Annotated in this window: 19 protein-coding genes and 2 pseudogenes; 14 read left to right on the plus strand and 7 right to left on the minus strand. The window is 65.0% G+C overall.

Annotated features, from left to right (window positions below; translation table 11 throughout):
- Positions 1-110: 110 nt before the first annotated feature.
- A complete protein-coding gene (locus tag I1A62_RS05770) occupies positions 111-1,457 on the plus strand; it encodes an MFS transporter (RefSeq protein WP_219454687.1) in 1,347 nt (448 codons plus the stop codon).
- 710 nt (positions 1,458-2,167) lie between these two features.
- On the opposite strand, the gene I1A62_RS05775 is transcribed toward I1A62_RS05770, so the two are convergent.
- The 4 genes from I1A62_RS05775 to I1A62_RS05790 all read right to left on the minus strand — a co-directional run bounded on the left by I1A62_RS05775 (position 2,168) and on the right by I1A62_RS05790 (position 7,434).
- On the minus strand, positions 2,168-3,292 hold the full coding sequence (locus I1A62_RS05775) for an NADH:flavin oxidoreductase (protein ID WP_219455139.1): 1,125 nt from the start codon (positions 3,290-3,292) through the stop codon (positions 2,168-2,170).
- A 1,429-nt stretch (positions 3,293-4,721) separates the two neighbouring features.
- Positions 4,722-4,868: an excalibur calcium-binding domain-containing protein gene (locus I1A62_RS46020; RefSeq protein WP_257890472.1), complete on the minus strand. Its 147-nt coding sequence runs from the start codon at positions 4,866-4,868 to the stop codon at positions 4,722-4,724.
- Positions 4,865-5,110 (minus strand): hypothetical protein, encoded by a 246-nt coding sequence (locus tag I1A62_RS46025; RefSeq protein ID WP_257890473.1) that lies wholly within the window; start codon positions 5,108-5,110, stop codon positions 4,865-4,867. Before I1A62_RS46025 ends, I1A62_RS46020 begins: the two co-directional genes overlap by 4 nt.
- A complete protein-coding gene (locus I1A62_RS05790; RefSeq protein ID WP_219454689.1) occupies positions 5,107-7,434 on the minus strand; it encodes a LuxR C-terminal-related transcriptional regulator in 2,328 nt (775 codons plus the stop codon). Before I1A62_RS05790 ends, I1A62_RS46025 begins: the two co-directional genes overlap by 4 nt.
- Positions 7,435-7,590: 156 nt before the next feature.
- Here I1A62_RS05790 and I1A62_RS05795 point away from each other — a divergent pair, with 156 nt between their 5' ends.
- The 5 genes from I1A62_RS05795 (at position 7,591) to I1A62_RS05815 (ending at position 13,165) form a co-directional block, all read left to right on the plus strand.
- Positions 7,591-8,544: an AraC family transcriptional regulator gene (locus tag I1A62_RS05795; protein ID WP_219454692.1), complete on the plus strand. Its 954-nt coding sequence runs from the start codon at positions 7,591-7,593 to the stop codon at positions 8,542-8,544.
- A 40-nt stretch (positions 8,545-8,584) separates the two neighbouring features.
- Positions 8,585-10,612 (plus strand): acetoacetate--CoA ligase, encoded by a 2,028-nt coding sequence (locus tag I1A62_RS05800; protein ID WP_219454693.1) that lies wholly within the window; start codon positions 8,585-8,587, stop codon positions 10,610-10,612.
- 197 nt (positions 10,613-10,809) lie between these two features.
- Positions 10,810-11,721 (plus strand): MBL fold metallo-hydrolase, encoded by a 912-nt coding sequence (locus I1A62_RS05805; protein ID WP_219454695.1) that lies wholly within the window; start codon positions 10,810-10,812, stop codon positions 11,719-11,721.
- A 197-nt stretch (positions 11,722-11,918) separates the two neighbouring features.
- A complete protein-coding gene (locus tag I1A62_RS47090; RefSeq protein ID WP_219454697.1) occupies positions 11,919-12,116 on the plus strand; it encodes a helix-turn-helix domain-containing protein in 198 nt (65 codons plus the stop codon).
- 275 nt (positions 12,117-12,391) lie between these two features.
- Positions 12,392-13,165 (plus strand): SDR family oxidoreductase, encoded by a 774-nt coding sequence (locus I1A62_RS05815; RefSeq protein ID WP_219455142.1) that lies wholly within the window; start codon positions 12,392-12,394, stop codon positions 13,163-13,165.
- Between the two features lie 46 nt (positions 13,166-13,211).
- On the opposite strand, the gene I1A62_RS05820 is transcribed toward I1A62_RS05815, so the two are convergent.
- Both I1A62_RS05820 and I1A62_RS05825 read right to left on the minus strand, forming a co-directional pair.
- Positions 13,212-13,601, minus strand: coding sequence for an ISAs1 family transposase (locus I1A62_RS05820; RefSeq protein ID WP_257890530.1), 390 nt, complete (start codon positions 13,599-13,601; stop codon positions 13,212-13,214).
- The gene (locus I1A62_RS05825; RefSeq protein ID WP_308340750.1) at positions 13,487-14,023 is read right to left on the minus strand and encodes an ISAs1 family transposase; all 537 of its coding nucleotides are present in this window, start codon (positions 14,021-14,023) and stop codon (positions 13,487-13,489) included. Before I1A62_RS05825 ends, I1A62_RS05820 begins: the two co-directional genes overlap by 115 nt.
- Before the next feature lie 153 nt (positions 14,024-14,176).
- On the opposite strand from I1A62_RS05825, the gene I1A62_RS05830 reads away from it, so the two are divergent.
- From I1A62_RS05830 to I1A62_RS05850, 6 genes and pseudogenes are all read left to right on the plus strand, one after another.
- Positions 14,177-15,076 (plus strand): alpha/beta hydrolase, encoded by a 900-nt coding sequence (locus tag I1A62_RS05830; protein ID WP_219455144.1) that lies wholly within the window; start codon positions 14,177-14,179, stop codon positions 15,074-15,076.
- Positions 15,077-15,225: 149 nt separating this feature from the next.
- Positions 15,226-15,666 carry a tautomerase family protein gene (locus I1A62_RS05835; protein ID WP_219454700.1) on the plus strand — a complete coding sequence of 147 codons (441 nt, stop codon included), beginning with the start codon at positions 15,226-15,228 and terminating at the stop codon, positions 15,664-15,666.
- Between the two features lie 131 nt (positions 15,667-15,797).
- A complete protein-coding gene (locus I1A62_RS46030; RefSeq protein WP_257890476.1) occupies positions 15,798-16,247 on the plus strand; it encodes an enoyl-CoA hydratase/isomerase family protein in 450 nt (149 codons plus the stop codon).
- Complete coding sequence (locus I1A62_RS46035) at positions 16,244-16,717, plus strand: enoyl-CoA hydratase/isomerase family protein (protein ID WP_257890477.1); 474 nt, start codon at positions 16,244-16,246, stop codon at positions 16,715-16,717. The genes I1A62_RS46030 and I1A62_RS46035 overlap by 4 nt, the downstream gene beginning before the upstream one ends.
- A 138-nt stretch (positions 16,718-16,855) precedes the next feature.
- Positions 16,856-17,620 (plus strand): enoyl-CoA hydratase-related protein, encoded by a 765-nt coding sequence (locus tag I1A62_RS05845; protein WP_308340743.1) that lies wholly within the window; start codon positions 16,856-16,858, stop codon positions 17,618-17,620.
- A gap of 286 nt (positions 17,621-17,906) precedes the next feature.
- Positions 17,907-19,266: pseudogene (locus tag I1A62_RS05850) on the plus strand (IS701 family transposase).
- Here the strand turns inward: I1A62_RS05850 and I1A62_RS05855 are convergent.
- Positions 19,263-20,372, minus strand: a complete 1,110-nt coding sequence (locus I1A62_RS05855; RefSeq protein WP_219454705.1) for an IS630 family transposase — start codon at positions 20,370-20,372, stop codon at positions 19,263-19,265. The pseudogene I1A62_RS05850 and the gene I1A62_RS05855 sit on opposite strands and share 4 nt — an antisense overlap.
- 111 nt (positions 20,373-20,483) lie before the next feature.
- Between I1A62_RS05855 and I1A62_RS05860 the strand changes: the two are divergent.
- Together I1A62_RS05860 and I1A62_RS05865 are read left to right on the plus strand one after the other, a co-directional pair.
- Positions 20,484-21,780, plus strand: a pseudogene (locus I1A62_RS05860) (IS701 family transposase); the annotation flags it as partial.
- Between the two features lie 435 nt (positions 21,781-22,215).
- Entirely contained in the window at positions 22,216-23,484 is a 1,269-nt protein-coding gene (locus I1A62_RS05865) for an IS4 family transposase (protein WP_374710700.1), read from the plus strand.
- Positions 23,485-23,731 lie beyond the last annotated feature (247 nt).

Here is a 23,731-nt window from a genome sequence, read left to right on the forward strand (position 1 = left end):
GAACGAAGTCTCCACTTACGTCAGGGCGGATCAATCCGCGTATCGGACATTCAGGGCGATCACAGCTATGCACACATGTTTAGATCGCCACCGCAGAGTGAGAGAGACCAATGACGAACCGGCACGACATACCTCAAACGGACGAAGTAGCGAAAAGACGAAAAATACGCGGCCTGATTGCCGCGTCCACGGGAACAATCGTCGAGTACTACGACTTCACCGTGTACGCCTATCTTGCAGTGGTAGTGGCTCCGTTGTTTTTCCCCGGAAGTGATCCGACTGCTGCGTTGTTGGCCAGCCTGGCCGTTTTTGCGTCGGCTTACCTCATGCGTCCGCTCGGCGGCATCTTCTTCGGTCGAGTAGGCGACCGCAGCGGGCGGAAGACGGTGCTGCTGCTGTCCGTGCTGCTCATGGGAGCCTCGAGTCTCTTGATGGCCTTTCTTCCGACGTATGAGACCGCAGGCATTGTCGCGCCCATTCTGCTCGTGCTGGCCCGCCTCGCTCAGGGCTTCTCGGCCGGCGGCGAATTCGGCGGCGCCATGACGTATGCCTACGAGATCACCGGACCGAAGCGGAAAGGGTTGGCGGCATCCTTCGTCTTCCTGGGTGTAACCGGGGGTTTTGCGCTAGCCGCAATCTGCGTTGGTTCGGTGTCGAGCCTGCTGTCCGCGTCGCAGATGGCGTCGTGGGGTTGGCGCATCCCGTTCCTGTTGGGCGTTCCCCTTCTCGCGATCTGTCTATGGGCTAGAAGCAAAATCGACGATAGTTCCGAGCACGAAAAGTCTGTTCAGGATGGCGCGGTGAAGAATTCTCCACTTCTGACATTACTCAAGACACAGACCGTGAGAGTCCTTCAATCTATTGGTATTTCGATCCCCGCCAGCGCTTGCCTGTATATGGTTTTCACCTACCTCGGTATACATCTCGCGAGGGAAAATGATCTGGGGACCAGCGAAGTTGCATGGATCTCAGCAGGCATCATCGCCTGCATTACGATCCTGATGCCGGTGTACGGGTTGATCACCGACCGTGTCGGGGCGCTCAAGGCGTATACAGGTGGGATTATCGCGTGCGTCGTGTTGGTCTTCCCGGTTCTCCACCTGACAGCGACGGGAAGTCGAACGGTTGCGGTCGGTTCCTTCCTGGTGTTTGGACTGGCAATGGCGATAGTGGTCGTAGCCGTATCGGCTGTCTTGCCATCTCTATTCGACTCGCGCACACGAGTAACCGGTGTCGCTCTGGCCAATAACTTCGCGAATCTCGTGACCGGCGGAACGGCAGCTTACGTATCCACATGGCTGATCCGAGAAACCGGTAGCGCTGTATCCCCGGGATTCTTTATCACTGCTTCCTGCTTCTTCGGTCTCGTTGCTCTGCTCTCGATCAGGAGAGCAGCATCGACGATCAAGAACTCCCAAGACATGCAGTCCGCGCCTGCAGAATCGGTCGACTCCTGACTTCTACAACCGTTGCACGCCGTGCTCGGAGGAATGTTCTCGCTGGCCCGGGACCATTCCGCCGCCGGAATCCCCGTCGCGGCGTGCTGCCGGATGCCGGGATTCTCCCGGCAAGCGTTCTACGAGGGGACCCGATCCCGTGTCCCGACGGGAGCGGGACGACGACCATCTGATCAACGCCGCGTTCGCTATCCCCGGCGACGATCCAGAGTTCGGGTAGCGGTTCATCGCCGACGAACTACCCGCGCACTGGATCGTTACCGGCGAGAACCGTGTCCGCCGATTGTGCTCGCGGCAGCGGGTCCTCTCGGTGTTCGGCAAGTAGCGAGGACTTCATCGTCGATCCGGGCCGCCGGTCCGTGACGACCTCGTCTGGGGCCAGTTCAGCGTCCAGCAGCCGAATCGGCTGTGGGTGAGAACATCACCGAGCACTCGACAGATGACGCTCACCTATTTCTGCGATCAAGGATTGCTAATCTGTTCGGATCGTTGGTCATTCGATCGTCGACCGAATGACTGCGGACCTGGCGCGTCTTCGGCGCCCACAGAACGCGATCGCGCTCCGCAACCCGGACGGCACGTGGTTCATTCCGATCGGGGTGGCCAGGGCAATTCCATCGGTGGTCGCAACACCGTATCGTGAGGTCGAGCGTACCTGTGCGGCAGATACTTCCGCTGGCGTTCTGCAACCGTGGGCTTCGGAAATCACCTCAGTGAAGGGTCTCGAGGAGTGCCGCGTCGTACGGTTCGGCGTCTTCGAGCCGCCCGTCGAGCGCCTTGCGGGCCCACGCGGGGTCGGCGATCAGGGCACGTCCTACCGCGACGAGGTCGAATTCATCACGTCCGGCACGGTCGAGAAGTTCTTCGATACTCGTAACGGCTGACCGGTCCGGACGTCCAGCCGGACCCACGAACTCCTTGTCGAGACCGACGGATCCGACTGTGACGGAAGCCTTCCCGGTGACGTTCTTGGCCCAGCCAGCCAGGTTGAGGTTGCTGCCTTCGAACTCCGGAATCCAGTACCGTCGAGTGGACGCATGGAAGACGTCGACACCTGCGTCGGAGAGAGGTGTTAGAATCGCCTCCAATTCCGCGGGTGTCTCGGCAATACGCGCGTCGTACTGCCCGGTCTTCCACTGCGACAGTCGGAAGAAGACCGGGAAGTCAGGCGCGATGGATTCCCGGACGGCCGCGACGACCTCGGCGGCGAAGCGGACCCGGGAGGCGAGGTCACCGCCGTAGGAATCCGTACGCTGATTCGTCCGTCCCCAGAGGAATTGATCGACGAGGTAGCCATGGGCACCGTGCAATTCGACGCCGTCGAAGCCGAGCTCCTGCGCGGCGGCAGCGCCGGTCGCGAAAGCGCCGATGACATCGTCGATATCGGCGGTGCTGAGGGCAACCCCCGCCGGCAAGCCATCGAGGGCGAGACCGGAGGGTCCGACGGGCGGCGCCGTACGGACGGGCCCGACCCCCTCGGTACGCGTGGAGCCGACATGCCAGAGCTGCGGAATGATCTTTCCGCCGGCCTCGTGGACGGCCGATGCGACACCGCGCCAGCCAGCGAGCGATTCTTCGCCCCAGAAACGCGGGACCCGTTCGCTGGAGCCCGACGAGGGGTGCTGGACCAAAGTCCCCTCGGTGATGATCAGACCGACATTCGCGGCGGCCCGGCGTGCGTAGTACTGCGCCACGTCGTGGCCGGGAACCCCGTCTGGGGAGAAGAACCGTGTCAGCGGAGCCATGACGATGCGGTTGGGCACGGTGAGGTTGCCGACGCTGAAGGGGCGGCCGAGAACCTGCGCAGTACGTACCGCATCTGACGCGATGGACATTTGTTCCTCCTGGTTTCGGGGCGACTCGAGGTCGACAGCGACGTGATGGTTCGGAAACCCGATGCGCTTCTCGGCGTCGAACACGATGTAGGCCATTCTGCCACCTTGCGAGAGAGATGGCTCGCTCTCTTGTGGTGAGTTTGCCCACTCGGCTCTTCGGCGAGGGGGCTGCCTGCGACTCTCACGCTAACCGCGGCTCGCCCGGGCGAGCCGCACATAACGCCGCGCGTTTGTGTCCACGCTGCTGGTCGACGAGGTCGTACGGTCACAGCACGCTGAGGATGTCTTCGATCCGCTGCTTCGCATCACCGAACAGCATCTGGCTGTTGTCGCGGACGAACACGGGTGCGCGGCGGAGGGCGGATGGACCCTTCATGCTGCGGGGGCGGGCCCTGCAATCCACTAGTTGACATAATATTTGTTGTCGGCACATCGAAAGTACTGCCTGCCAGTGCATTTGTGACGATCATCGGTCGGATAGCGACGTGTGCCGACCCGTGAGCAACGCGTCGTGCCGGGTGCACGGCAGCCGGTCGCGGTGAAGTTCCGTGGGCGCCGACCGGGGTTCTTCGGCGCCCACGGCTCGTGATGCGCGATAGTGGCAGGGTTCGGACTCGGTCCGCCCGATGCAGGAGGTCTTCTGATGTCACTATCGCTGGCCCGGGTGCTGACTCGGGCGCCGGGGGAGTGCGTCGGCACCCGGTGACCTCACGGGTCGGGTGTCATCGGTATCGGTCGGGGCAGGCGCCCGGCGGCTATCGCCTGCGACCGAGCACACGGTGCAGTGCGCGCGTCATGCGAGGAGCGGCTCGCGTTGGGGGCCCGGCGGTGACCTACGACGACGCTCCAGTTCTGGCCTTCTGGTTGTCGTCGGGCCGTGTGTCAGCGGGCCGGAGGGCAGGAGTGGTGCAATGAAGGTGTGTGACGAGGTGAGTGAGCGATGAAGCAGGTCCTGAAGGCGGTGCTGGTGTGCCTGGTCGTCGGCGCCGCGGTGCTGGTGGTGTGGGCGGTGGCGTCGCGACCGGACTCGCCCGAGCCGCCGCGCCCGCTGCCCGATACCGCGGTCATGGTCCACGGCCGGCCGACGACGTGCAGTGAACTCTTCGGGCAGCCCTGTGATTTCGGGTTGCAGTCCGCCTTCAACCGGTGGGGGCCAGGCCTCGGCCCGTTCGTCGATTCCGGGGTCCTGGGCCCGTACGCCGAGAGGATCGGGTTCGTGGCGTCGGCGAAGCTGAGTCTGGACGCCTGCGCACTGTCGCACACCACCGGAAAGACGGTCCTCGAATTCGTCGAGCAGGCGCAACGGCAACACCCGGACGCCGGCAGCCCCGAGTTGTTTCCGTTCTGGAACAGGACCCGGCAAACCCTGTGCCCCCTTGTGACCCGCACCGTCGACGACGGCACGGCGTCGGGCGAGGGTGACGCCGCCTCACTTGTCGCAGGCGATACCGTCCTTGTCCCGGTCGAGTTTCGTCGAGTAGCCGGGCTCGCCTTGGTAGATCGGCGCGGCGCCGGCTGCTTTTGCGTCGGCGCAGGACGCGTAGCTGACCGATGATTGCGGGGCGGCCGGGATCACGGCGGGGGCGGGCGGGGAGCAACGGCCACCGTTGTCGTGGGCGCGACCGGCGGGGCGACGGCCGACGTCGTGGTCATCGGCAGGGCGGCGGTGGTCGTGGCGGGCGCCGCGCTGGTGGTGGTCGTGGGTCGTGCGGTCGATGCGTCGACCAGCCGGGCCAACGAGGCCGTGGTGGTGGGCGACGTGCTGCTGGACGGCGCGCCGCCGCCGCAGCCGCTGATGAGGGCGGAGATGACTATCACCGATTTGGCGATTCCGGCGCGCGCCGTTGTGCCACCCAGGTCGCGATCTGAGTGCGGGAGTTGAACCCAAGTTTGGCGAAGATGTGCTCCACGTGTACGTCGACGGTGCGTCGGGAGATGACCAGCTTGGCCGCCACGTCCTTGCTCGACATTCCCTGCGCCACCAGCTCCGCGACCTCGCGCTCTCGAGGTGTCAACAAGCTGTCGGCCTGTCGGGGCTCGACGGGGGAGACTCGGTGCTCTCGGAGCGCGAAGGTCAGCATCTCCTCAATGGTGAGCTGGCCTCCGCGCGCAAACGCGGTGTCGAAGCCAGGGTTGCCCATCGCCTGCCGAGCCATGTTCTCGAACTGTTCGCGCCGCGCGAGCAGTTGTTTCGCTCCGAACAGTGGGACGCCAACGGTCTGCCAGGCCTGGTCCGACGCGCCGAGGAGCACCGCGGCCCGCTCGCAGTCGCCGCTCGCCGCGGCGGTCCAGGCGAGAACGTCCAGGATGAACGCCAGGCCCAGACTGTCCTGGGTGAACCGCTTGAGCTGGAGCGCCTCGCGCAGATCGGCTTCGGCCTGCTCGAGCTCGCCCTGGAGGAGCCTCAAGAACCCCTTCGCCCACATGGCGTAGGACAACAGCCAACGCTCGCCGGCCTGCTTGCACTGTTCGCATGCCTCCTCGGCCACGTCGGCGGCTCTGTCCAGCGCGCCGGCCTGCGCGTAGGCCATGGTCAGTGCAGGCCGCACACTGTTGGGGTAGTCGGCGGGTACGTCGGCGCACCCATATCGCTCGAGCGCTTCAACCAACAGTGGAATCGCAGCGCTCGGGTCGGTGCCCAGTTCGCGTAGGCCGAGCATATGGGTTGCGTAAGCCAAGCCTTTTGGCTCGTCGAGTTGCACCGCCAGATCGTGGACGGCGTCGATCAGTGCAGTAGCAGCAGCCTCATCGCCCTGGAAGACAGCGATGTCAGCGGCGGTGCCCAGCGCCCAAACCCGCTCGAGACTCGGTTCTGGATCCATTGCCAACGCACGGTCCAGCCACAGGCGGCCTTCGGTCATGAAGCCGAGCGCAGTCCAGAGGAACCAGGGCAGGCCCGCCATCCGCAGTCCGACGCGCACCTCGTCTGGCCGCGCGAGGCAGAATTCGAGCGCCGCGCGCACGTTCGGATGCTCCACACGGAGCAGGGCCGCCCAGGCCTCCTGTCCCGGACCGAACCACTGCGCGGCAGCCTTCTCGATCAGCCGCCAGTACCAATCTCTGTGCCTGCGCTGCACCTTCGCTTCGGAGCCGGACTCTCGTAGTCGGGCCTGGCCGTACTCCCGGATAGTCTCCAACATGCGGAACCTGACACGCCCGCCGTGCTCGCCTCGGATCAAGATCGATTTGTCGGTCAGCCCGGCCACCGTGTCGAGAATGACCTCCTCGGCGAGCAACTCGTCCGCGCAGACAGCCTCGAGCGCGTCAAGACCGAACCCACCAGCGAACACTGATGCGCGCGCCCACAGCGTCTGCTCCGCCGGAGTACACAGCTCATAGCTCCAGTCGATCAGTGCCTGAAGAGTCTGATGCCGCTCCGGCAAGTTACGACTGCCCTCGCGAAGCAGCTCGAACCGACTATCCAGCCGATGTGCGAGCTCCTCCACCGTTAGCACGCGCAACCGCACCGCTGCCAGTTCGATCGCCAACGGGATCCCCTCCAGCCGCTGACAGAGCCGGATGACCGCCTGTTCATTGTCGGGGGTGATCTCGAACCCGGGAACGACCGCAGCCGCCCGCGCGGCGAACAGGTCGACGGCCGCGAACTGCGTCGCCGAGCCGGGAGCGAGACGGACATCGACGTCGGGCACCGGGAGCGTCGGAACCGGGTACACGTGCTCACCGGCGATCATCAGCGCTTGTCGGCTCGTGGCGAGGATCCGCAGTTTCGGCGCCGCCCGGAGCAGCCGGTCCACCAGGTCCGCGGCTGCCTCGAGTATGTGCTCGCAGTTGTCGAGGACCAACAAGGTGTGCCGGGGGCGCAAGTAGTCGGTGAGGACCAACGGGGCAGGGGCTGACTGCTCGCGAATCCCGAGTGCATCTATCAGCGTGTGCGGCAGCAGGTCTGGGTCCTTCAGGGACGCCAGTTCGACCAGGCAAACCCCATCCGGAAAGGCGCGGCGGACATCACGGGCAACCCGCAGTGCGAGGCGGGTTTTGCCGACCCCGCCTACCCCGGTCAACGTGACGAGCCGGTCGGCGGAGAGAAGCTTTCGGACAGTCTGGGTCTCGGATCGACGGCCTACGAAACTCGTCAGATCCGCGGGCAGGTTGTCCGGCTGGTTCGCCGACAGTGAAGCCATGGTCCGACCAGACTAACGCTCACGTCCGACCGGGAGCGGTCGGGCCGGAGCGCGAATAGGTAATGGAATACGTGATTCACACAATGCGCCCCGTGGTGGTCCACAGGCACGCTGTACAGGCACATCAAACCTAGTCCACTGCTTTGGGAGGCCCCGATGACCGCGACCGCACCCACCGAAATCGAAGTCCTCGACTTCGAGGCGGCCGGGCCCCGGGCCCGCTGGGAGACTGCGGTCCGCGATGTCTCGGGGCTCATGACGGTGCAACACCGCACGAGGCGGGGCAATGCCACTCGCTTGCGTTCGCGAAACGTCGGCGACCTCCAGCTCGCGGACTGGGACTGCCCGCCCCTGCACAGCGTGCTGTCGCTGGGTAAAGATCGTGACGCTGAGCGCGATGTCGTCGTGGTCGTGGCAGGTGACTGGGGCGACGAGCGACTTTCCTTCGCAGGCACGGATCCCGCGCTGGTGAACGGGACAGTGGTCGTGGCGACCGGCGGTTACGACGGTGACGGCTTCGCGGTGCCGGAGCGGGTCAGGAAACGCACGCTGACCCTGCCGCGGGCAGTGCTGGTGGCAGCTGGTTGCGACGCGAACATTCCGGGCTGCCTCGTGCTCGAGCAGGACCGGCCGCTGGTTGGTGTCCTGCTCAGGGTCCTTGACGAGGCGTGGAGCCGGGTGCCAGGCATGACTACCTCAGAGGTCGAGGCGACCCGCCGGGCGCTGGTGGCACTGACTGCCGGCATCATCCGCGCAGAGACCGGCTCTGTCACAGGTCGATCGGCCGTGGCTGCTTTGCGCGCACAGATTGACAACTGGATCACGCGCAATCTTCGTAGCGGTCCGATCCATATCGAGGATCTTGCGGCCGCCCACAACGTCTCGACACGAACCATCCACCGGGCCTTCTCGCTGACCGGGGACACCATGACCGCGGTCGTGCGTGCACGGCGGCTGGCCGCGGTCCGCGAGGAGCTTGTGAACTCCAACATGACCATCGCGACGATCGCTCACCGATGGTGCTACTACGACCCCAGCCACCTTCGCCGGGAGTTCCACCGCTGCTTCGGGGTCTCGCCGAGCGAGTACCGGGAAAGCCACGGCTGCTGATGCCCGTGCTGACTAGCAACGCGTGAAGAAGGGTGCAGATATGGATTTCGGAATGGACGCGACCGTGGAGGTGAGTTCGATCGGACCCGGGGACGTCGCCTGGTCGCCCTCGGCAGAACGGATCGCCGACGCCCGGATCAGTGACTTCATCGACTGGCTGCAAGCGACCGGCCGATTCGAGGCCACCTCCTACCAATCCTTGTGGGACTGGTCGGTGACCAGTCCGGAGGAATTCTGGGCGTCGATGAAGGACTACTTCGGGGTGACCATGACCGGCGTTGGCCCGGTGCTGGCAACCCGGGAGATGCCCTTCGCCCAATGGTTTCCCGGCAGGCGACTGAACTATGTGGACACGGTGCTCAGCCACGCCCAGTCGTCCCGCCCGGCGATCATCGACGACTCCGAACCTGGCGGGGCCGGGCCGCGGACGGTTTCCTGGACCGAACTCGCCCGCCAGGTGACCGCGCTGGCGAACTGGCTGCGCGCCCGGGGCGTTGGAGAGGGCGACTGTGTGGTCGGATACCTCCCCAACCTTGCCGAGGCAGTCATCGCCTTCCTCGCCACCGCGAGCGTCGGAGCGACCTGGTCGTGCTGCGGACAGGACTACCAACCCGAAGCGGTTGTCGACCGCCTCGGACAGCTCGCGCCGGTGGTCCTCGTCACGGCCGACGGCTACCGCTTCGGCGGACGCGAGGTCGACCGGCTCGCGGCCCTGCCAGCCCTGCAGGCTGGGATGCCGACGCTGCGTGAGGTGCTCGTCGTCGGCCGACTTCACTCTGGTACGAGTGTTCCCGCAGGCACCACGCCGTGGGTGGAGGCAGTCACAGGGGGTGGGCCGGCCATGACTCCCGCGCACGTGCGGTTCGACCACCCCCTCTGGGTGCTGTTCTCCTCGGGCACGACTGGGAAGCCGAAGGGGTTTGTTCACGGCCACGGTGGAGTCGTGCTCGAGCACCTCAAAGCCCTGGCTCTCCATCTCGACCTGGGGCCTTCCGACACGTACCTGTGGTACACCTCGCCGAGCTGGATGGTCTGGAACTCCCTCGTGAGCGGCCTGCTGACCGGCGCGACGATCGTCTGCTACGACGGAAGTCCGTCGTACCCGACCGACGACGCGCTGTGGGCGCTCGCAGCCCGGCACGAGGTCACCGTGCTGGGCACGAGCCCGGCATACCTCCAGGCCTGCGCCCGAGCGGGCCGGTCACCCGGCACCGACCACGATCTGCGTCGACTGAGGACCCTCGGGGCCACCGGCTCCGTGGTCCCTCCCGAGCTGCACTCCTGGGTCACCGATCACGTCGGCCGCGATGTGCCGCTCGCCTCGGTGACAGGGGGGACCGATGTCGCCAGCGGCTTCGCGGGCTTCGTGCCGATCCTGCCGGTGCGGGCCGGGGAGATCACAGCCGCGTACCTGGGCGTGGCCCTTGACTCGTGGGACGCCGACGGCCGAAGCCTGCGCGATGCCGTGGGCGAGCTGGTGGTCACCCAGCCGATGCCGTCCATGCCGACCCGATTCTGGAACGACGGCGACGGGGCCCGCTACCGAGAGACCTATTTCGAGAGCTACCCGGGAGTTTGGCGGCATGGTGACTGGGTCACCATCACCGAACGAAACACTGTGATCGTCCACGGACGCTCTGACTCCACGCTGAACCGTAACGGGATCCGGTTCGGTACCGCCGACATCTATCGCGTCGTCGAAGAACTCCCGGAGGTAGCGGAAGCCCTCGTCATCGGGGCAGAGCAACAGAACGGCGAGTACTGGATGCCGCTTTTCGTCGCACTGTCCGATCACGCCGATCTCGATGACGCGTTCCGCGAGCGCATCGTAAGCCGGATCCGCGAGGCGGTCTCGCCCCGAGTCGTACCGGACGACGTGATCGTCGTCAGGGCGATCCCGCACACCCGAACGGGCAAGAAGCTCGAAGTCCCGGTCAAGCGCATCCTGCAAGGGAACGACGTCTCCGCGGTCGCCGAAGCACGGTCGATCGACGACCCGTCCCTGCTGGAAACCTTTGCCCGCTACGCAGCCACTCGTGCTGCGAACTCACCGGTGCAGGGCGCGTGACCAAAGAACGACGACCCGCTGGCCGTAGGCCGGTCGGTTTCGTCACGCCCAGCGAATCGTGGCGGCCATGTACCGGTATTGGGCAGGGTCGGCCTATGCCCCCGGTAATCGCGCGCTCCTACCGTTGAACTACCGGTGGCGGGCCGCACGTCCCACCCGCAAGCCGTTTACCAAATCACCCAACCTGGAGGTACCTCGTGGATACCAACACCCGCCCGCCCGCCGCAGCCGCCCCGCCGATCCGAGCGACCGTGTACGTCGGTCGCTGGCCCGAGATCCCCGCGGGAGACTGGCCTGATGTTCTCAGCGGGACATTCTCGCCCACCACCGCGACCCTCATCAGCGGTCCGACCGAAGCTGTGCTCATCGACGCCCAATACCTCGAGGATGACGTCCGGGACCTGGGGGACCTGATCGAGCGCACCGGGAAGCAACTCACGACGATCTACGTGACGCACGCCCATGCCGATCACTACCTGGGCATCGGTCCCCTCATGGAGCGGTTCCCGGACGCAAAGTGCGTTGCGCTGCCCCACGTGGTCGAGGCCATGAAGGAATCCATGGAACTACAGCAACAGCAGTGGGCGATGCTGTTCGGCGACGCCTGCGTCGTCAGTGATGCACTCCCCGACCCGATCGACGACAACACGCTCTACGTCGACGGCTCGCCTCTCAACATCGTCGAGGTGAAGCAGGCCGACATCCATCCCACGACGATCGTGCACATCCCGGAGATCGATGTCGTCGTGGCCGGTGACTCCATCTACAACGAGATCCACCCGATGCTCGGTCTGTCGACGCCCGAGGAATGGCAAGACTGGCTCGAGACCGTGGACCTGGTGGAGAAGCTGGCACCCAAGGTGATCGTCGCCGGCCACCGCAGGCCCGACGGCGACGACCACGCCGTCGATTCCATGATCGCCGAAACACGGGCCTACATCCAGGACTTCGCTGCTGCCTACGAGGTTGCGGACGATGCGGAGGATCTGGTCCGCATCATGTCGGCGAAGTACCCGGGGCATGGAAACCTCTGGACCTTGCAGTTCTCGGCCATGAACGCGATCCAGCTCCGAGACGCAGGTTCGACCGCGGCGGACATCCGGCCGTAACTTCCCAGGCTGGACCCCGCGCGCAGCGAACGACACCGCAGCGAACGACACCGCAGCTCGGGACTCGCAGAACAGCGAGCCCCACGCCTCGACGCGGATCCCTCCTGCCCCGGCCCATCGCCGCGAGGGGTGCAGTTCTCGGCGGTCGGCTCGAGCACCGCCACTCGATACCGCGTGGTGGCCGCGAGAACTTTCTCATGGCCACGGACATACGACGTCATCGAATTTCTGAAGTGAAAAGGGACCTACTTCGCACCTCATCGACGCTCATGACTCTCGCCGAAAAGTGGGGTTATTCAGACGCCAGCCATCTGACCCGCGAATTCAAAAGCTTAGAGGGATGCACCCGCGGAGAGTTTCGCCGCCAGTTCGCAGGCAATCAAGCCTCTTGCTGAACCCCGACAGCACTATGGCACGGGTTTGCAAGAGCTGTCACTTCTATCCAAACACTCAGGATGCTTCAGCGCTTACAGTCAACAGGCACGATACGCGCGTCCGTTGTGGCGCTCACCTGCACTAATCGTCCGAAGCGGGCCGTTTCCCAAACGAGGACTTGGCCGTGCCGACGCTACCCGCGAACTGCACCAAACCGAACTGTCGTGCATACATTCAGGTCGAGTGGACCGGACTGATGAGAACCGGCCGCATCGCCGAACGAAAGGAAGATTCCATGCCTACAACTCTCGAAGGCAAGGTCGTGATCGTCACTGGATCGGGCGGCGGAATCGGCGCCGTGATTGCCGCCCGGTTCGCGAAGGAAGGCGCTCGGGTTGTCGTCTCCGACCGACACCGCGAAGCCGCCGAGGCAGTTGCTTCCCGCATCCCCGGCGCGAGCGCAATTCCGGCTGATGTGACCCGCGAGCAGGACGTTTCTGCGCTGATAGAACGCACAGTCGAAGCGCATGGGGCTTTGCATCACGTGGTCGCCAACGCTGGAATAATCAGCGCATCGCATCCGATCGCGCAGACGCCGCTCGATGTTTGGCGATCCACCATGTCAGTGAACCTTGACGGTGTCTTCCTGACCATCAAGCACAGCGCGGCGGCTATCGCGAATTCCGGTGGTGGATCGATCCTCACCCTCTCGTCCATTTCGGGGACCGGGGGCACACCTCTCGCAGCGGCTTACGGGGCGTCGAAAGCTGCAGTTCGCAACCTCACTGCAACAGCTGCAGGTGAACTCAGAGCACAGAAAGTACGAGTCAACGCCCTGGTGCCCGGCTACGTTGATACACCGCTCATTGACTCTGAAGTCCCAGTTTGGGAGTCGACCATGGGCCTCGCCTCTGGCGGTTTCGCTCAGGTAATCGACCAGAAGCAGGGGCGGTTGATATCCCCAGAGGATATCGCAGATGCGGCTCTTTTCCTCACTTCGGACCAAGCTTCGATGATCACCGGGAGTGCCTTGACCGTCGACGGCGGTTTCACGAGCCAATTGTTCTGAAAGATTCATGGGGTGGGCTGCAGGGCCCCGGAATAGTCGGCTTTGTTCAGGTCAAGGCCAGTGCGAGCGCCTGATCGGGTTGTCGGGTGTAGTGGCGTAGCCCGGCGGCGATGTTGCCCCACCCCGCGATGCGAAGCAGGCTGACTGCGACGTTGCGGCAGGTGGCCATGATCCGTGGGGTCTGGCCGGTACGGACTTGGGATAGGTCTTCTCCGAAGGTCACGTCGCGCACCCAGTGCAGTTTGTTCTCGATGCCCCAATGCCCTTGCACCCACGAGGCCAGAGTCGACGGTGGTGCGGCGATGTGGTCGGCGGAGGTGATCAGGTAGACCACCTCGACGGTCTTCTTGCCTCGCCGGGTGACGGTGCGCCGCAGCTGTGCGACCTGCACGGCGCCGGGAAAGTCGATCCAGTCGGGCACGGCAGCGACCTTGATGGTGCGGGTGACACGCCGACCCTTGCTGTCGTCGTGTGCCTGGCGGCAGGGATGTCCTTCCAGGGCAGCGCCTTGTGATTGCGGTGCAACGTCGGCATGTTGGCCTTGACGGTGAACACGTAGTCGCCGCCGGCCTCGGTGATCAGCGTGGCGGTGTCGGTCTGGGTGTGCAGCGCATCCATGGTCACCACCACACCATCAAGGTCGAACTGGTTCAACAATGTTCTAGCAGCGGGTATTTCGTTGCTCTTCGCGTCGACGCAGAGCTGCCCGAGTACCGCCCCGGCGTTGTGGTCGAAGACGGCCACCAGGTGCGGGGCGGGGGCGTCGTCCGTCCGATCGCGGGCTCCGCGGACAGTTTTACCGTCCAGTGCGATCACTCGCCTTTGGCCGGCGATATACGTCCGTGTCCACATCCACATTCCCAACGCCACGGAGCTACGGGCCGACTTTTCCGGGGCCCTGAAACCGCACGTGGCGGACGTGTACTCGGATTAGGCGCAAGCATCCCTTCAATGGTGTGTCCCGCGTCACTACCTTCTTCAACAAGCGTACAAATTTCGGAAGGATCTCCAATGCCACGTGAGGATATTGAATTCTCAGCGGACGATGTCACCTTGCGCGGGTGGTTCTATCCCGCGGAAGGGGCCCAGTCCAAGGGCCCAGTGGTGGTGATGGTCCATGGACTGTCCGCCGTCAAGGAAATGTATCTCGACGACTACGCCGAGTCCTTTTCCCAAGCGGGACTGAACGTTCTGGTGTACGACCACCGAAACTTCGGCGCCAGTGACGGCGCTCCGCGCCAGCACATCGATTCGATCACCCAGGCCCGCGACCTTCGCCACGCCATCACGTATGCGACTGGCCGCGAGGACGTCGACCCCGGCCGTGTCGGCATCTGGGGATCGAGCCATGGCGGCGGCCTCGTGCTGAGCGTGGCTGCGGTCGATCGTCGGGTGCGGGCCGTTGTCGCCCAGGTCCCCTTCATCAGCGGGTCCGGCCAGATGACGCGGCTCGTTCGTCCGGACTTCCTGCCGACGGTGCGCGCCCAGCTGGACGGCGAACGACGCAACCTCTACGACGGCGGGGAGCCCACGCTCATGCCGGCCGTGGACGCCGATCCGCTGGCTCCCGCGCTGATGTCCAGCGCCGAATCCTGGGAGTTCTTCACCAAAACCGCGCAGGACAGGGCTCCGTCCTGGCGCAACGAGGTGACCCTCGGGTCGCTCGAGCGGATCGTCGAGTTCGAGCCCGGCGATGGAATCCACCGGATCTCACCGACCCCACTACTGATGATCGTGGCCGACCAAGACATCAGTGCATACGCAGAACTCGCCTTCGAGGCCTACGAACGGGCCCTGCAGCCCAAGCAGTTGCTCGTACTGCCGTGTGGCCACTTCGACGTGTATACCGGTGCCGCGTTCGAAGCATCGTCAAAGGCTGCGGGCGAGCACTTTGTGCGCGCCCTGGCGTAGGACCCGTCCGCGACTACGGGTCCATCAAGAACCTTCGTGCGGGCAACATCAGACCTCAGTTTCATGAGCCCATTCGGACCGCCCGACCGAAGCAATCGCTATCGCGGCACAAGTCCCGCCGCACCAATCCAATGAGAGGAAACCGCGCCATGCCGTACTGGGAGATCTTCACCCCGGAGAACGCCTTCACCCCCGCGGACAAGGAGCAGCTGTCCGAGGCGATCACGTCGATCTACGTGGACTACGTCAACCTGCCACGGTTCTACGTGGTCGTCCTGTTCAAGGACATGCCGAAGGAGACGATGTATGTCGGGGGAAAGGCGAACAACAACTTCGTCCGGATCCGACTCGATCACATCGCCCGGCAGATGGAGACCGCAGAGGTTCGCGCATTGATGATGACAGTGGCCGAGGAGAAGCTCGCGCCCTTCATCAAGGAGCGCGGCTACGACTGGGAGATCCACATCGATGAGACCCCCATGGACCTCTGGCGCACGCAGGGTCTGGTGCCGCCGCCGCCGGAGTCGGACATGGAGAAGCTCTGGGCCAAGGAGAACCGACCCATTCCGTACGACGTCGCTGCCTCGTGACCGACAAGGCCCGGGGTACGGCGGCGCTGTGCCCCGGGCCTTGTCGGTCCTCTCATCCCGCGGAACTCGAACTGGCTCAGGACCCAAGCCTGCTCCAGATCACCAGCCAGAACGGATGAGGGGAGCTCGACGTGACCGAGACGACAGCACCGCCCGGGACCGTTCCGCTGCGGCTGGACCCACCGAGGTCGCCCACCGAACCGCCGCGGCGGTCGTCACCGCCATCGGCGGGCTTCGCACGCCGCCATCGTGCCGCCCTGCGCGGCCGGCTGGGAAGGTTGTACGGCGAAATGCAAGATATCTCCTACCAAGAAGTAGGCCACGTCGGGGTGATCACGCTGATGCGGCCCGAGGTGCACAACGCGTTACGGCTCGAGACCTACGCCGAGCTGACCGAACTCGTGCACAACGCGACGGCTCGCGTATTGGTCATCACCGGTGCCGGACGATCCTTTTGCTCGGGCGACGATGTCCGAGCGGTGGGCGGTGGCGCAGGTCCGGGCCCGGTGTTTGACGAAGAAATCACTCCGGCCGCGGGGGCGCCCTGGTGGCCACAGATATTCCGGTCATCGCGGCTGTGAATGGCACCGCCGTGGGATGGGGGATGGAGCTTGCGCTGCTGGCCGACATCCGCATCGCGGCACGGAGTGCGCGTTTCGGCGAGCTGTTCGTCAAACGGGGGTTGTGCAGTGACGTAGCGGGGCTCGGCCGCCTCGCGCAGATCGTCGGGCGCGAGCTGGCAGCAGAGTTGCTTTTCGCCGGCGAGATGATCGACGCGGAGAGGGCCCGGCAGATCGGACTTGTCAGCCGAGTCGTCGACGACGAGCAGGTGATGCCGGTCGCACTCGAGCTGGCGGAGAAGATCGCGGCGAACCCGCCGTTGGCGGTCGCCGCGACCAAGCGCGGCCTTCGACTCGCACTGGATCCTGACTGGCATGAATTCGGACACTGGGTGACCGCCACACAGACGTCGTTGTTCACCACCGAAGATCACCGTGAGGGTGTCCGCTCATTCCTCGAGAAGCGCGAGCCTCGGTATGTCGGTCGATGATCGCGTCGGCTGCGAACAAGGTGTTCGCAGCCGTGGGGCGGTGAGCGATCGCCACCGGTCGCAGAGAACAAGGAGGGCAAGCCGATGAGTTCCACACGAGACAGCGCCGCTGATTCGCGGGCATCTGCAACGAACTCCGTGATCGTCACGCGAAGCGGCGCGATACTCACCCTGACGATCAACCGGCCCCATCGCAAGAATGCACTCGACGAGGCCGCTTTCACTCGACTTCGAGACGAGATACGAATTGCAGGAGCCGACGAGACCGTTCGTGTGGTCGTGCTGACGGGGGCAGGAGGAGACTTCTGCTCCGGCGCCGACCTTGCAGGTGAGAAGGAGCCGCGACACCCTCTGAACCGGATGCGCTGGATGGGTGACATCGCCGAGGCGTTGCATCACTTGCCGCAACCGACCGTGGCCAGAGTCGAAGGCGTCGCGGTGGGAGCCGGTTGCAATCTCGCGCTCGGATGCGATCTGGTTGTCGCCTCCACCACGGCACGCTTCTCCGAGATCTTCCCCAGACGCGGAATGTCAGTCGATTTCGGCGGCTCGTGGCTCCTGCCTCGCGTCGTCGGGCTTCAGCAGGCGAAGCGAATGGCCTTCTTCGGCGAGATCATCGATGCCGACGAGGCACTGCGGATCGGAATTGCGACCTGGGTGAAGGCACCGGACGAGCTCGACCACTTCGTCCTGGACGTGGCTACTCGGCTGGCCAGCGGTCCTCCCATCGCGCTTGCACAGTCCAAGGTGATGATCAACCAAGCGAGCAGCTCGACCTTCCGTGAGGCCCTGGAAGGTGAGTCCCGTGCCCAGCTGATCAACTTCGCGACCGACGAGCCCATGGCCTCGCGGGCGTTTCTCGACAAGACCGAACCCACATTCGAAGGGACCTGGCAGTTATGAGCGAAACCGACCACTGCCGTTTCCGGCGCGACTACCGAGAGTCAGCGCACGTCGGCGCACCTTCACCCTCACCGACGAGGCGTGGGCACTGACCACCGCACCGGAGGCGCAGACCTGGTCTCGGCGCCGCATCCTGGCCATCCAGGCCACCTTCCAGATGGGCTGGATGGCAGCGCCACCCTCTGCGCCCTCGCCGGGGGCTGGTCGGCGGATCTAGCTCTAGTAGTACTTTGTTACCTCGGCGTGTCGGCTCGAGTTTCGATTCGAATCTCGAGAGGATCCGGGCATGGATGCAGCCGCTCTCGCCCGTGTCGGGGAACAGTTGGATACGTTTGTCGGTGAAGTGTTCTCGTCGCTGGCGCGCAAGGATCAACGGGAGAAAGCGGGACTGTATGCGCGGGGGTTGATGCTCGACGGCCGGCGGAAGTCGATGCAGCCGATGGCGCAGCGGCTGCGGGTCGATCATCAACGGTTGCAGCAGTTCGTGGCCACCTCGCCGTGGGATGTGGTGCCGGTCCGGAAAACGCTGTCCCGCCGGGCGTGTGATCTGGTCGCTCCGGATGCCTGGGTCATCGACGACACCGGGTTCACCAAGGACGGCGATTCCTCGCCGGGCGTGGCCCGGCAGTACTCGGGCACCCTCGGCAAGGTCGGCAACTGCCAGATCGCGGTCAGTGTGCACGCCGCCTCCGACGCCGCGTCGGCACCGTTGGACTGGCGGCTGTTCCTGCCCGAGAGCTGGGACGATCGCTCGACCACCGATCCCGACGCGGTCGCGGCGATCACCGCTCGCCGGCAGCGGTCCGCGATCCCCGACACCGAGCAGCACCGCCCCAAGTGGGAAATGGCGATCGAGATGATCGACGAGCTGATCGAGTGGGGCCGCACCCCACCGACGGCGGTCGCGGACGCCGGCTACGGCGACGCCACCGCCTTCCGGCTCGCGCTGACCGAGCGCGGCATCGACTACGTCGTCGCCGTCAAGGGCTCGACCAGCGCCCATCCCGGCGACGCCATCCCGCAGACCGCGGCCCACACCGGCCGCGGGCGCCCGCCGACACCCCGCTACGGCCCGCACACGACCTGCAAGGACCTCGTCCTCGCCGCCGGACGTAAAGCCGTGCGCACCGTGACCTGGCGGCAGGGAACCAAAACCAGCCCGAACAACCCCACCGCGGCGATGCGCTCGCGGTTCGCCGCCATGCGAATCCGCCCGGCGAACCGCGACATCCCCCGCGCCGAGGACGGCACCCTGCCCGCGGTCTGGTTGCTCGCCGAATGGCCCACCGGAGCCGACGAGCCCACCGACTACTGGCTCGCCACGCTCCCCGAGGACACCCCGCTGCCCGAACTGGTGCGCCTGGCGAAGATCCGCTGGCGCGTCGAGCACGACTACCGGGAACTGAAAACCGGTCTCGGGCTGGATCATTTCGAGGGCCGTTCCTGGCTGGGCTGGCACCACCACGCCACCCTGGTCACCGCCGCCCACTTGTTCATCACCACCCTCCGGCTGGCCGACCCAAAAGCGACTGGGCAGGACTGACGCTCTACGGAATCGTGCGCGAACTCCAACGCGCACTTGCTCGTTGGATCGGTACCTGCCCACTCTGCCACCACACCTTCCCGACCTAACAAAGTACTACTAGTGTCCTGAGTCGTTAATTGTTTTATTGATTTTGGTGCAGTAGCGGGCGAGGCTGGCGCGGATTTCGTCCGCAGTCTTGGTCCACACGAAGGGTTTCGGGTCTTCGTTCCACGCGGCGATCCAGGCGTTGACGTCGTCTTCGAGGGCTTTGATGCTGCGGTGGGATGAGCGGCGGAGTTTACGGTTGGTCAACTCGGCGAACCAGCGCTCGACGAGGTTGAGCCAGCTACCCGAGGTGGGGGTGAAATGCAGGTGAAACCGCGGGTGGCTGGCCAGCCATTTCTTGATCGCTGGGGTCTTGTGTGTTGCGTAGTTGTCGCAGATCAGGTGCAAGTCCAGTTCGGCGGGGGTGTTGGCGTCGATGGTTTTGAGGAACCGCAGGAACTCCTGGTGCCGGTGGCGACGCTGATGCTGGCCGATGACCTTGCCGGTGGCGATATCCAACGCCGCGAACAGACTTGTGGTGCCGTAGCGGACGTAGTCGTGCGTCTTCCGTTCGGGCGTGCCCGGCATCATCGGCAGCATCGGCGCGGTGCGATCGAGCGCCTGCATCTGCGATTTCTCGTCCACCGCCAGCACCATCGCCTTGTCGGGCGGATCGAGGTACAACCCCACGACGTCACGGACTTTGTCGATGAACAGTGGATCGGTCGACAGCTTCCAGGTGTCCACCAGGTGCGGTTGGAGGCCAAATGCCCTCCAGATCCGGGAGATCGCCGTCTGGGACATCCCGGTCGCCGCCGCCATCGACCGGGTCGACCAGTGGCTGTCGCGGTTGACCGGCTGCTCCTCGAGAGTCTTGGTGATCACCATCTCGACCTGGGCATCGCTCAGCTTGCGCGGCGCGCCCGGGCGGGCCTCGTCATTCAAGCCTTTCAGTCGATCCTCCAGAAATCGCTTGCGCCACTTGCCAACAGTGGGCAGCGACACCCTCAATTGTCGCGAGACTTCACTATTGGACAAGCCGTCTGCGCACGCCAGCACGATCCGCGCCCGGGTCGCCAGCGCTTGAGCGGTCTTACCTCGGCGCGCCCACCCCTGCAACGTATCTCGCTCGGCCTGACTCAGTTCCAGCACGGCCAGCTTCGGTCCACGACCATCACCCATGGGAACACTCTACCAAGATATAAACGAATTAACGCCTCAGGGCACTAGTAGTACTTTGTTAGCTCGGCGTGTCGGCTCGAGTTTTCGCGACTTTCTCGAGAGCATGCGGGCATGGATACAGCCGCTCTCGACCGTGTCGGGGAACAGTTGGATACGTTTGTCGGTGAGGTGTTCTCGTCGCTGGCGCGCAAGGATCAGCGCGAGAAGGCGGGACTGTATTCCCGGGGGTTGATGCTCGACGGCCGGCGAAAGTCGATGCAGGCGATGGCGCAGCGGTTGCAGGTCGATCACCAACAGTTGCAGCAGTTCGTGACCACTTCGCCGTGGGATGTCACACCTGTGCGGAAAACACTGTCGCGCAGGGCGTGCGGTCTGATCACCCCGGATGCGTGGGTCATCGACGACACCGGGTTCATCAAGGACGGACCCGCCTCGCCGGGCGTGGCCCGGCAGTACTCGGGCACTCTCGGCAAGGTCGGCAACTGTCAGATCGCGGTCAGCGTGCACGCCGCCTCCGATGCCGCGTCCGCCCCACTGGACTGGCGGCTGTTTCTGCCCGAGAGCTGGGACGATCAATCGGCCGCCGACCCCGACGCCGTCGCGGCGATCACCGCCCGCCGGCGACGGTCGGCGATCCCCGACACCGAGCATCACCGCCCCAAATGGGCGATGGCGATCGAGATGATCGACGAGCTGATCGAGTGGGGCCGGATCCCGCAGGTCGTGGTCGCAGACGCCGGCTACGGCGACACCACCGCCTTCCGGCTGGCGCTGACCGAGCGGGGCATCGACTACGTCGTCGCCGTCAAGGGCGCGACCAGCGCCCATCCCGGCGACGCGGTCCCGGAGACCGCAGCCTACACCGGCCGCGGGCGCCCGTCGACGCCCCGTTACGGCCCGCACGCGACCTGCAAGGACCTCGTCCTCACTGCCGGACGCAAGTCCCTGCGCACCGTGACCTGGCGCCGCGGCAGCAAGACCGACCCCACCAATCCGACCGCGTCGATGCGCTCGCGGTTCGCCGTGTTGCGGGTCCGTCCGGCGAACCGCGACATCCCGCGCGCCGAGGACGGCACCCTGCCCGCGGTGTGGTTGCTCGCCGAGTGGCCGACCGGCGCCGGCGAGCCCACCGACTACTGGCTCGCCACGCTCCCCGAGGACACCCCGCTGCCCGAACTGGTGCGCCTGGCGAAGATCCGCTGGCGCGTCGAGCACGACTACCGGGAGCTGAAAACCGGTCTCGGGCTGGATCATTTCGAGGGCCGTTCCTGGCTGGGCTGGCACCACCACGCCACCCTGGTCACCGCCGCCCACTTGTTCATCGCCACCCTCCGGCTGGCCGACCCAAAAGCGACTGGGCAGGACTGACGCTCTACGGAATCGTGCGCGAACTCCAACGCGCACTTGCCCGTTGGATCGGTACCTGCCCACTCTGCCACCACACCTTCCCCACATAACAAAGTCCTACTAGAAGGCTGCGGAGCCGGGGCAGCAATCTTGGTGATTGGTGACGAATCGCTTCCTCGACTCGGACGCCGGCTGGTGGGCGTTGTCGGCTGGTCTCGCCACTATTGGGGGCGGACGTTTCTCTGTGGGTTCAGCCGATCGCAGGTGCGTTAGCCCCAATGCCGCGCAGTTAGGGATTGTCCTGGCAGGTCAAGTTGGGGCGTGTCGCGAGATAGGGCAACGGAACTCCTGGTAGGGAAGCTTTGTCCGCCAAAGACAAGCCTCTCCGGGAGTTCCGTTGCCTGTTCAGTCTGTCATCAAACATGAGTCGGTGGTTGCCGCCGGGCGGTTCGCGCCGGGGCATATCGGTGAGTTGACGCGGATCGTGCCGTTCGAGATGGTCGATGCCGCGCTCGAGTCGGCGAGGGCCACGCAGGCTCGACTGCGGGAGTTGCCGTCGCGGGTCGTGGTGTACCTGGTGCTGTCCGCGTGCCTGTTCCCTGATATCGGCTATACCCGGGTGTGGGCGAAGCTGACCGCGGGACTCGAAGGAGCGGTGGCCGATCCGGGTTCCTCGGCGTTGTCGCAGGCCCGCCTCCGGGTCGGCGCCGCACCACTGAGGGAATTGTTCAACCTGATCAAAGGCCCCGTCCCCGGTACCGCTCGGTGGCGAGGACTGTTGGTGTGCGCGATCGACGGCACCTCGATGTTCGTGCCCGACAGCGTAGCCAACCTCGGTGCCTACCACCGTCAAACCGGCGGCCCCAACGGCGACTCGGGCTACCCGATGGTGCGCATGCTCGCCGTGGTGGCGTGCGGTACCCGCACCATCGTCGATGCCGTGTTCGGAACCTACGGTGTCTCCGAGATCGCCTATGCACCCCAGCTGTTGGGGTGCCTGCGCGATGGCATGTTGTTGTTGGCCGATCGCAACTTCGCCGTCGCCTCGTTGATCGAGCAGATCGCGGACACCAAGGCCGACCTGCTCATCCGCTGCAAGAGCAACCGCAAGCTTGCCTCCATCGAACGGCTGCCCGACGGGTCCTGGCTGGCCCCGATCGGCTCGGTGGTCGTCCGGGTCATCGATGCCGAGATCGTTGTCACCCCGAAAGGTGGCACACCCCGCACCGGCCGATACCGGTTGATCACCACCCTCAACGATCATCGCCGCTACCCGGCATCGGAACTGGTCCGGCTGTATCACCAGCGATGGGAGATCGAGACGACCTATCTGGAGCTGAAGTCGACCATCCTCGGCGATGCGATGCTGCGGGCCCGCACCCCGTCCGGGGTCGCCCAGGAGGTCTACGCGTTGTTGACCACCTACCAAGCGCTGCGTATCGCGATCGCCGACGCAACGACCGGTGCGGATGTCCCACCGCTGCGCGCGAGTTTTACGATCGCCGTCACCACCGCCCGCGACTTGGTGGTACTCGCGTCAGGCGTGATCGCCGGCACGACCATCGATCTGGTCGGAAAGATTGGCCGCGCAGTCCTGGCCGAACTCAATCCCGAACGCCGAGCACGTGATTGCCCCCGCGTGGTCAAACGAGCGATTTCCAAACACCGTGCCAAAGGAGACATCGACCGCACCAACTACGCCACGGTCAACATTGCCATCAACGTTCTCGAACCGCCCGATTGGACAGGCAGCCCAAACCCTTAACTGCGCGGCATTGGCGTTAGCCCCGGTCACCGAGATGGGCGTGACGGGAACTGGCGCGGGGCTGGTCGTTGCGGGCACGCTTGCCGTGAAGCGCAAGAGACGGCCCCGGCACGCGTGTGACAGATGGATCCGACTTCATCGAGTTCGAGATTCGAAGTTCCCGATGATCCATCCGCTTGCGCAGACGCTTCTACCTCGATGGCCACCTGGCGACACGCCCGCGCTCCAAGGTGCAGCGCCGTGTCCG

Origin of the sequence: Rhodococcus sp. USK10, assembly GCF_019378875.1 — a bacterium.
GTDB classification, from domain to species: Bacteria; Actinomycetota; Actinomycetes; order Mycobacteriales; family Mycobacteriaceae; genus Rhodococcus_F; species Rhodococcus_F pseudokoreensis.